The organism is Sphingomonas sp., assembly GCF_031426035.1.
Classification (GTDB): domain Bacteria; phylum Pseudomonadota; class Alphaproteobacteria; order Sphingomonadales; family Sphingomonadaceae; genus Sphingomicrobium.
Genome location: NZ_JANPKO010000071.1, coordinates 1 through 9,189, shown reverse-complemented (window position 1 = coordinate 9,189; position 9,189 = coordinate 1). Strand labels below are relative to the sequence as shown.

At 67.2% G+C, this 9,189-nt stretch carries 9 protein-coding genes; 6 read left to right on the top strand and 3 right to left on the bottom strand.

Annotated elements, in window-relative coordinates:
* From RMP08_RS04320 to apaG, 3 genes are all read left to right on the top strand, one after another.
* Nucleotides 1–434: helix-hairpin-helix domain-containing protein (locus tag RMP08_RS04320; RefSeq protein ID WP_409049771.1), on the top strand; the 434-nt coding region annotated here is incomplete at its 5' end.
* Complete coding sequence (locus RMP08_RS04315; RefSeq protein ID WP_310467757.1) at nucleotides 431–1,072, top strand: recombination protein O N-terminal domain-containing protein; 642 nt, start codon at nucleotides 431–433, stop codon at nucleotides 1,070–1,072. The genes RMP08_RS04320 and RMP08_RS04315, both read left to right, overlap by 4 nt.
* 45 nt (nucleotides 1,073–1,117) lie before the next feature.
* Nucleotides 1,118–1,528 carry a Co2+/Mg2+ efflux protein ApaG gene (apaG, locus tag RMP08_RS04310; RefSeq protein WP_409049770.1) on the top strand — a complete coding sequence of 137 codons (411 nt, stop codon included), beginning with the start codon at nucleotides 1,118–1,120 and terminating at the stop codon, nucleotides 1,526–1,528.
* 15 nt (nucleotides 1,529–1,543) lie between these two features.
* On the opposite strand, the gene RMP08_RS04305 is transcribed toward apaG, so the two are convergent.
* Nucleotides 1,544–3,670, bottom strand: a complete 2,127-nt coding sequence (locus tag RMP08_RS04305; RefSeq protein WP_310467756.1) for a polysaccharide biosynthesis tyrosine autokinase — start codon at nucleotides 3,668–3,670, stop codon at nucleotides 1,544–1,546.
* A 305-nt stretch (nucleotides 3,671–3,975) separates the two neighbouring features.
* Between RMP08_RS04305 and RMP08_RS04300 the strand changes: the two genes are divergently transcribed.
* The gene (locus RMP08_RS04300) at nucleotides 3,976–5,166 is read left to right on the top strand and encodes a nucleotidyltransferase family protein (protein ID WP_310467755.1); all 1,191 of its coding nucleotides are present in this window, start codon (nucleotides 3,976–3,978) and stop codon (nucleotides 5,164–5,166) included.
* Here the strand turns inward: RMP08_RS04300 and RMP08_RS04295 are convergent.
* Together RMP08_RS04295 and RMP08_RS04290 are read right to left on the bottom strand one after the other, a co-directional pair.
* Nucleotides 5,094–6,266 (bottom strand): glycosyltransferase family 4 protein, encoded by a 1,173-nt coding sequence (locus tag RMP08_RS04295; RefSeq protein ID WP_310467754.1) that lies wholly within the window; start codon nucleotides 6,264–6,266, stop codon nucleotides 5,094–5,096. The genes RMP08_RS04300 and RMP08_RS04295 overlap by 73 nt on opposite strands.
* Nucleotides 6,263–7,393, bottom strand: a complete 1,131-nt coding sequence (locus tag RMP08_RS04290) for a glycosyltransferase (RefSeq protein WP_310467753.1) — start codon at nucleotides 7,391–7,393, stop codon at nucleotides 6,263–6,265. The genes RMP08_RS04295 and RMP08_RS04290 overlap by 4 nt, the downstream gene beginning before the upstream one ends.
* Nucleotides 7,394–7,535: 142 nt before the next feature.
* On the opposite strand from RMP08_RS04290, the gene RMP08_RS04285 reads away from it, so the two are divergent.
* A complete protein-coding gene (locus RMP08_RS04285) occupies nucleotides 7,536–8,300 on the top strand; it encodes a metallophosphoesterase family protein (RefSeq protein WP_310467752.1) in 765 nt (254 codons plus the stop codon).
* A 44-nt stretch (nucleotides 8,301–8,344) separates the two neighbouring features.
* On the top strand, nucleotides 8,345–9,189 hold an 845-nt coding region (locus tag RMP08_RS04280; RefSeq protein WP_310467751.1), incomplete at its 3' end, for an NAD-dependent epimerase/dehydratase family protein.

Genomic DNA, 9,189 nt, shown 5'->3' with positions numbered 1-9,189 from the left:
TGATCGACGGCGGCAAAGGCCAATTGTCGGCGGCGTGCGAGATGATAGAGAATGCCGGGGTCCACGACGTCCCGGTGATCGCGGTGTCCAAGGGCCCCGACCGAAACGCGGGGCGCGAAACCTTCCATTTGCCAGGCGGGCGCGAGCTGACCCTGCCGCCCAATTCCGCCCTGCTGTTCTACCTCCAGCGGCTGCGCGACGAGGCGCACCGCTTCGCCATCGGCACCCATCGGGCGAAGCGCGCCAAGAGCCTAACCACCAGCACCCTCGACGAGGTCCCGGGCATCGGCCCCCACCGCAAGCGCGCGCGGCAGATGCACTTCGGCACCGCGCGCGCGGTCAAGGGCGCCGCGCTCGACGATCTCGAGCGGGCGCCGGGCATTTCGAAAGCCATGGCGCGCCAGCTCTACGATTATTTCCACCCGCGCGGATGATCCAGCTCGACGTTCCCGCAATCGTTCTGTCGCTCAGCGCGCATGGCGAGCACGGCGCGGTTGTGCGGCTGATGACCGCGCAACACGGTCTCCAGGCCGCCTACGTCCGCGGCGCGCGGGGGCGGCGGATGCGGCCGGTGCTGATGGCCGGCAACCTCGTCGCGGCGCGGCTACGCTCGCGCACAGACGTCCAATTGCCCCAGGCCGAGGTCGAGCTGACCCACAGCCGCGGTCCATTGCTCGGCGAGCCGCTGCCGGCCTCCGCGATCGAATGGGTGGCTGCGCTGACCGCCACCGCTTTGCCCGAGGGCCAGCCGTATCCGCCATTGTATCAGGCGCTCGACGCGCTGCTAGCAGCGATCGAGGCTGCCCCGGCGGCAAGTGGGTGGGGCGCGGCGCTGGTCCGCTACGAATTGTTGATGCTGGCCGAGCTCGGCTTCGGCCTCGACCTCGCGGGCCGCGTTGTGCCGCGGTTCGTCCGCCAAGGCGGACCGGCGGGGTGGGGAGACATCGCCGACGGGCTCGAGCTGACCGGCCATTTTCTCCTCCGCGACGTGCTCACCGACCGCTCGGCCCGCCTGGGCGCGGCGCGCGCGCGGCTAGTCGAGCGGCTCCGGCGGGCTGGCGGGCTCGATTAGGCCGCCGGTTGTGCGCGCACGCCGGCTGTCCTAGCGTCGCGGGCGATGACCATGTCCGACACCCTGGCGATGTTGTTCCCCAACGTCGCGACCACCCGCGACATCGCGGTGCGGGTGGCGGTAGCTTACCTTGCGGAGCAGTCCGACCCGGCATCCGAGCGGTGGTTCTGGTCCTATCATGTGCGGATCGAGAATGGTTCCGAGCGCACGGTGCAATTGCTGTCGCGCAGCTGGCGCATCGTCGACGGACGCGGCACCGTCCATGAGGTGCACGGCGAAGGCGTGGTTGGTGAAATGCCGCTGATCGCGCCGGGCGGCAGCTTCGACTACGTCTCGGGCTGCCCGCTCGACACCCCGTCCGGTGCCATGAGCGGCAGCTACCGCCTTGTTGACGAAGACGGCAGCGCATTCGATATCGCTATCCCGAATTTCGTGCTGACCGGACCGCAGGGCTGAGCGAGCAGCGGCTACCTAGCGCGCCCCGTAGCTGTAGGGATCGTTCCCTCCGTAGCCGTAGCCGTAGCCATAACCGTAGCCGTAGCCGTAGCCATAACCGCTTTTGCGCGTATCGAATTTGCTCAGCAGGGCACCGACTACATGCGCGCGCACCGCGTAGAGGCGGTCGATCGCGTGGCGCGCCTGGGTGGCTCGAGTGCGGCCGGCTTCGACGACCAGCACCGTCGCTTCGACTGCGCGCGCAAGCAAGGGGGCATCAGCAAGGCCGAGGATCGGTGGGCCGTCGACGATCACATGGTCGAATCTGCTGGCGGCTTCGGTGATGATGCGGTCGATCGCGTCCGTCGCCAGAAGTTCGGCCGGGTTGGGCGGGATCGGGCCCGCCATGAGCACCCACAAATTAGGCGTCGGGCTGGCTTGGATATCCCGGTCGAGATCACCGCTCCCGGTCAACAACGCGCTAAGCCCGCCGCTGAGCGGACGGGCGAGCAATTTGTGGAGCGACGGATTGCGCATGTCGGCATCGATTAACAGCACGCTTGAGCCAACCGCGGCAAGCGCCTGGGCGAGCGCCAAAGAGGTCGTCGATTTGCCTTCCTGCGCCTGGGCGCTGGTCAGCAGGATTGAACTCGGGGTCCCGTGCGGGGTCGAAAACTGGATCGAGGTGAGGATCGAGAAATAGGCTTCCGAAAGTGGCGACTTGGGCTCGAGCAGCGCCTCCGAGACCGAGTTTATCGAGTCCAACTTGGGCGTCGCGCCGAGCAAAGCCACGCCCAGCTTGCGCTGGAAATCGGCCGGCAGCAGGGCCGCTTCCTCAAACTGCTCAAGAAGGAAGGCGGCGAGACCGCCGAGCAGCAGTCCGACGAGCAGCCCCAGGAGGATGTTGAGCTGGAGATCGGGCTTGAACGGTCCGCCCGGCAGGCGCGCGCGGTCAGCGATCGAAATATTGTTGGTTCCGATTCCCCCGGCGACGCCGATTTCCTTGAAGCGCTGGAGCAGCGCGTCGTACAGCGCGCGGTTCTTGTCGACGTCGCGCTTAGCGATATTGGCCTCGATCGAGCGCGTATCTTCACTCAGCAGAGTAACTTTGAGCTCATTGACCTTGGCTTGCAGCGCTCGTTCGGTCGCCAGGGCCTCGCGGTACTTCCCGCCGAGATCCTGGGCGACGCCCGAACTAACCCGGTTGGTCTGTGCGGCCACCTGCCGGTCGATGCTGGCGATCTGCGACCGCAAAGCGACCACGGTCGGATATTCGGGGCCGAAGTCGCTGGCCAGCTTGTCGAGCTGCCCGGACAGCTCCGAGCGCTGCTGCTGCAGCGCGTTGACGGTAGAATTGTTCAGCGCCTGTGCCGCGCTGCTGCCCGCGGTGCCGGCCCGGAACCGCGCTTCGGCCGCCGCGCGCTGGGCCTGCGCGGTCGACAATTGAGTGCTTAGTTCGGAGAGGCTGGTCGCCACAAGCGACTGCTCGCTGGCAGCGTCACCGCTGCCGGAGCGGAGCCGGATCAACCCCTGAGCCTGCGCATATGCGGCTGACTTGCGCTCGGATTCCTCGAGTTTGAGGCGGATCTGATTGAGCCGGTTCTGGAGGAACTGGCGGGCGTAAGTGGTCGCCTCGAAACGACGCGTGAGGTTGGCGCGGATGAAATTCTCGGCGACTGAATTGGCGACGCGCATTGCCATCGCCGGGTTAGGCGAGTTGTAGCGAATGTTGACGATGCTCGACATACGCACCGGATCGACGATGGTATTTCCGTTAACAATACCGGCGGCCATGTCAAACCGCTCGGCGCGAGGGATGCGGCGCATCTCGTCGGCGTCGCCGGGCTCGAAATTGGCCAGGAACAGGAAGTTGTCGGCGAGCTGCAGGTCCCGCACCACCGCTTCCGACAACGACAGTGTCTTGAGCAGCGAATATTGGGTTTGGTAGAATTCGTCGCTGTAGTAATTGTCGCCCGAATCTTGCTCGACTCCGTCGATATTAAGCACCTTGCTGGTTTCGCGCGACACCTGGATGGTCGCCGTCGCGGCATATTCGCGCTGGGTTAGCATCGACGCCACCACCGCCACCATCAGGCAGACCGCGGTGACCGCGGCGATCACCAGCCGGCGCTTGCGGATGATGCCCCAATAGTGCCGGAGCATCGGTTCGCGATGAGGATGGTGCTCGAACGGGCCGGCGTGCGGTCGGGCCAGCGCGAACTCAGCCGTGCTAAATGGCAATTGTTGCTTGGGCGGCGGCTGCGGCACTGGTGGCAAATCGTTCAACGCGCGAAATCCCTCCACCCCTGTCGCCGCCGGTCGGCGGATGCCCGTAAGCTGTAGAAGGCCCCGGGAAGTGCTCGGCTAATAACCAAAATTCAATAATGTTAGTAGTCTTTGCTTGCGGTCCCGAAAATGCCAGCCAATAGAAATTGCCTGTCGTGCCGTCCCGGTGCAGTGCCGCCGATGTGGTTGACTTGCTTGGCTCATCACCGTTTCGCCCCGCGCTGACGCTGGTCGTCGCCTGTTGCCGGTGGCCGGACGACGAGGCCCGCCGGGCCGCGGTCAGCGCCGCCGCGGCGCAACTCGAGGCATGGGGCGATGTCCGCGCGCTGGCCGCCGCGCACCGCGTCGAGGGGCTGGTTGCCCAGGCGCTGGAGGTGGCACACGTAACGCTAACCGAACGCATGAAGCAGTGGCGGGTCGAGTCCGCCGACCGGATCCGCACGGCCGCGGTTCTCCAGGTGCGCGACACGCTGCGTATCTCGGCGGCGCTGGACCAGGTCGGGATCGCCTACCGCATCCTCAAGGGGACGCCTCTCGCCGCCGCCGCATTCGGGACGGTTGGCCTCAAGCATAGCTGGGACATCGACTTGCTCGTCGATCCGCGTCAGGCCGTGGCCGCGGCGGAGGTCCTGGCCGGGCTCGGCTATGGCCCGGTCAAACCGCCGCGGCCGCTTGGTTCCGCCGAGTTCGCGCGCTGGTCGGCAGTTGCCAAGGATGCCGAATTCGAGGCGGCCGGCTGCTCGCCGGTCGAGCTTCACTGGCGGCTGCACGATGTGCCGTTGCAAATGGCGCGGCTGGATGTGCACAGCGACGTGCGCCGCATTGACCTGCTGGGTGCCGCGACGGTGCCCACCTTCACCGACTCGGCCAATTTGGCGTATCTCGCAGTCCATGGCGCCGCCGCCGGCTGGTCGCGGCTCAAGTGGATCGCCGATTTTTCGGCGTTGCTGGCGGCCCAGGGGAACTCTGCGACGTCGATTGCCGAGGCGCGTTGCCACCGCACTGGTTTCGCCCTCGACCAAGCCCTTCTATTGCGCCACCAGTTGTTTGCCACGGGCTTGCCTGAGGGTTGGCGCGATTGCCCGCGCGTGCGCCGCCTGACACACGACGCGCTGACCGTTATCTGCGCCCGCTCGCCCGGCCGCCCGATCGAGCGCGACACCGCCGCCCTGCGCGCCATTCGCCGCAGCCGCCGCATGCTCATGTCCGGCCCGATCTATGCGGTAGCGCTGGCAGTGCGGCGCCTGCGGGGGATCGAGGACCGCCAAACAATCACGCTGCCGCGTGGACTACACTGGCTTTACTGGCTCCTGCGGCCGCTGACATTCGCCGGGAGGGCGGTACGGCGGGGTCGGTCGAGCACCGACGAGTAGAGCTCAAGATGGGCGGCGGTGACGTCGTCGACATCGAAGTGCGCCTCGGCATGACGGCGCGCCGCGTCGCCCAATCGCTGTTGCAGAGCGCGGTCGGCGATCAACGGCGCCAGCGTGGCGGCGAGGTCGGCGCCGTCGCGCGGCTTGCACAGCAGCCCGGTAACCCCATCGACGATCGCGTCGCGGCAGCCCGGCACATCGCTAGCGACCGCCGCCCGCCCTGCCGCGGCCGCATCAATTAGGGTCTTAGGAAAGCCTTCGCGGTAAGACGGCAGCGCGACGATATGGCAGGCGGCAAGGGCGGCGCCGATGTCACTGGTGTGCGGCTGCCAGTCGACCACGCCCTCCGCGACCCACGCGGCAAGCTGGCCGAGAGTTACCGAAGTCGGGTTTGTGACGTCGGGGTCGCCGAGCAGGCGGAAGCGGCAGCCGGCGCCCCGCTGGCGCAAAAGCCGCGCGGCAGCGACGAACTCCAGCACGCCCTTGTCGCGCAACAGGCGCGCCGGCAGCAGTGTGACGGTCGGTCCGGGCGGTAAGGGGGCGGGGGTGATGGCGGCGAGATCAGTGCCGGAGCCAGCGATCAGCGAAACGCGGTCGTGGCGCAGGATGCCGGCACAGCGAAACAGCGCGAGATCGTCGCGATTCTGGAAGATGACGGCGGTAGCCGGTCCATTAATTGCAAGCCGATAGCCGAGCGCGACACCGCGCCGCATCAGCCGCCCGGCCGCTGAGCGATTGACGAACACGTGGCCGAGACCGGTGACCGCAGCAATCGACGGGATCCCCATCAGCCGCGCTACCAGCCCGCCATAGAGTATCGGCTTGGGGGTGATGAGGTGAACGAAGTGGGGCCGGGCGCGGCGCAGCGCGCGCGCGATTGAAGCCAGCGAGCGTAGCTCGTGTATGGGGTTTTTGCTCCCGCGCAGCAAATGGATTGGGATGTGAGTCGCGCCGGCGGCGATGATTGCGGCGACCGCGCCGCCGCCGGGGCTCGCGACGGCGACCTGATAGCTCGCGGCGATCGCAGCCTCAACGAGGTTGAGCCGGTGCGACACGAACACAGCGGCGTCCGAAGCAATGAACAGCAACCGCGGGGTCATGCGCAAAGGGTCCGTTTCATCAGGCAGCGATACAGCGCCAGATGCGCTTCGGCAGCCGCGGAAATTGAAAACTGGCCGGCATTAGCAAGCGCGCTGCGCGACATCGCGGTGAGGCGGTCGGGGTCGTCGACCAGTGCGGCGAGAGCGGCGGCGAAGGCGGCTGGGTCGCCGGGCGGAACGATGACGCCGTTACCAGCCGCCGCCGCCACCTCGGCGCAACCCCCGACATCCGTGGCGATGAATGGCAAGCCCGACACGGTCGCTTCAAGCAGCGCGATCGGCAGCCCCTCCCACGCCGAGCTGATAAGGAACAATTGGGCACGCTGGAGCAGCGCCGGCACGTCGGCACGATCGCCGAGTATGGTCACGACATTCTCCAACCCGGCGGCACGGATACGTGCATCTAGCGCGCGGCGCGGCTGGGCCAGGCACTGGCCGGCGATTGCCACGTGGACCCGGTCCCGGACGCGCGGTGGGAGCAGGGCCAGTGCATCGATCAGCAACGCGTAGTTCTTCGGTGCGCGCAAGCGCCCGACGGCGAGGCATTCGAGGCGCGCCGGCGCGACTCGCGGCCGACCTGGCCATGGCCGCATTCGCTCGAAAGACACCGCGTTGCGGATGGTGGTTACCGTGCGCCCGCTGAACCCCGCCAGCGCTTCGCCGCAGCGCTCGGAAATGCCGACGTAGGCGTCGACCAGGGGGCTCAGCAGCGCGTAGGCCCAGCGCGGCATTTTGGCGATGCTGCTGTGGTGGGTGTGGACGCGCGGAATCCGCAGGAGTAAGCCGAACAATATTCCGGGCTTGGTATGCGAATGATAGACGTCCGCTCGGTGGGTGCGGACCGCGCGAGCGACCCGCCACGCGCCTAGCGCCGGGTTGCGGCGGCACTGGGGACCGATGATCTGCCACGGGATGCCGGCGGCGTCGAGCTCGGCGACGAAGCGTATTTCGGATTCCGCGGAGCGCCCGGCCTCAACGGCGGAAGCGATGCACACGATTACCGGGCGCTGGCCGCGGTCGTGCAGCGCCAAAGCGAGGTCCTTGACGTAAATCTCGGCCCCGCCCGCGGTGGGCGCCGAAATCACATGCGCTATGGTGAGGGGATCGTTGGCTGGCGGGTCGGGCATAGTTCGCGCGGATGCTACGCGGAACCAAGGCGGCCGCAAGCGTTAGAGTCGCAAAAGGCCCGGCGGCGATGGTCAGCAGGAGTTCACGCGGCGGCGTACACCTAGTAGGGGGTCATCTAAGGACGACGATCGGAAGAACTGAATGTTTGGCTTGTTGCAGAAACGATCTACCGCACGGGCGCCGCGCCGCGGGGAATGGCAAGTTCCGGCCGGCGTGCGCGTCTATGCCGTCGGTGATGTCCACGGCTGCCTCGTCGAACTCGAACGGCTGCTCGACCAGATCGAGGCCGATGCCGGCGCGATCGATGCCACCGTCCATGTCGTGTTCCTCGGTGACCTTATCGACCGCGGACCGGACAGCGCGGGGGTAATCCGCCGATTGCTCGACGGCCCGCTACCAGGCCATCGCCGATCATTTTTGATGGGTAACCATGAGGAAGCCATGCTGCGGGCATGGGACGGTGATGGCGAGACCCTACGCGGGTGGCTGGCGTATGGCGGTCTCGAGACTCTCGCCAGCTACGGTCTCGACCGCGGCGATGTGTTCCGGCTCGCCGGCGAACTGCCGCGCGCGATGCGCGAAGTGATCCCGCCGGCGCACATCGACTTCATGCGTGGCTTCGAGGACCAGGTTAGGGTCGGCAATTATCTGTTCGTCCATGCGGGGATACGCCCCGGCGTCGCGCTTGCAGACCAGGAGCGGGCCGATCTGCGCTGGATCCGCGAGGAATTCCTCTATGACGATGAGAGCGACCACGGCGTGATGGTGGTCCATGGCCACACCATTGTCGCCGAGCCCGAGGTGCGCTCCAATCGCATAGGCATCGATACCGGATGCTATTCATCGGGCCGCCTCACGGCTTTGGTGCTTGAGGGCGGCGATCGACGCTTCCTCGGGACCAGCTAGGCGTCCGGCTAGGCGGCGGCGGCGGGCCGCGCTAAGCGGCGCTCATGGCCATCCTCGTGACAGGCGCTGCAGGCTTCATCGGCGCCGCAACCGCCGAAGCGTTGCTGCGCGCCGGCGAGCAGGTCATCGGGATCGACAATTTCAGCCCCTATTACGATCCGGCGCTCAAGCACGCGCGGGTCGCGCAGCTGACCACGCGTCACGGCGCCGCGCTGCGCTTCGTGCCGGTCGATTTTTCCGACGCCGCGGCGCTGGCCGAAGCGCTCGACGGCGCGGCGATCGACCGCATCGTCCATTTGGGCGCGCAGGCCGGGGTGCGCTACAGCATCGACCACCCGCAAGCGTACATCCAGTCGAACCTGGTCGGGCACGCCAATCTGCTCGAGTTGGCGCGGGCACGGCAGGTGGCGCATTTCGTCTATGCCTCGTCGTCGTCGGTGTACGGCGCCAACCGCAGCCTGCCGTTCCGCGTCGAGGACCGCGTCGACCACCCGATCTCGCTCTACGCCGCGACCAAGAAATCGGGCGAGCTGATGAGCGAAGCCTATGCCAGCCTCTATCGCGTGCCGACCACCGGGCTGAGGTTTTTCACCGTCTACGGCCCGTGGGGGCGGCCCGACATGGCGCTGTGGACATTCACCGCCGCGCTGTTCGCGGGCGACCCGCTGCCGCTCTACAACGGCGGCGAGATGCGCCGCGATTTCACCTTCATCGACGATATCGTGAGCGGGGTGGTGGCGAGCCTGGCGCGGCCGCCGGCCGACGACGGCGAGGTCAAGCCAGGGGGCAGCCAGGCGCCGCATGCACTGTACAATCTGGGCAACAGCCGCTCGGAAGACCTGATGCGGGTGGTCGAGGTGCTCGAGCGGGCGACCGGGGCCAAGGCGCT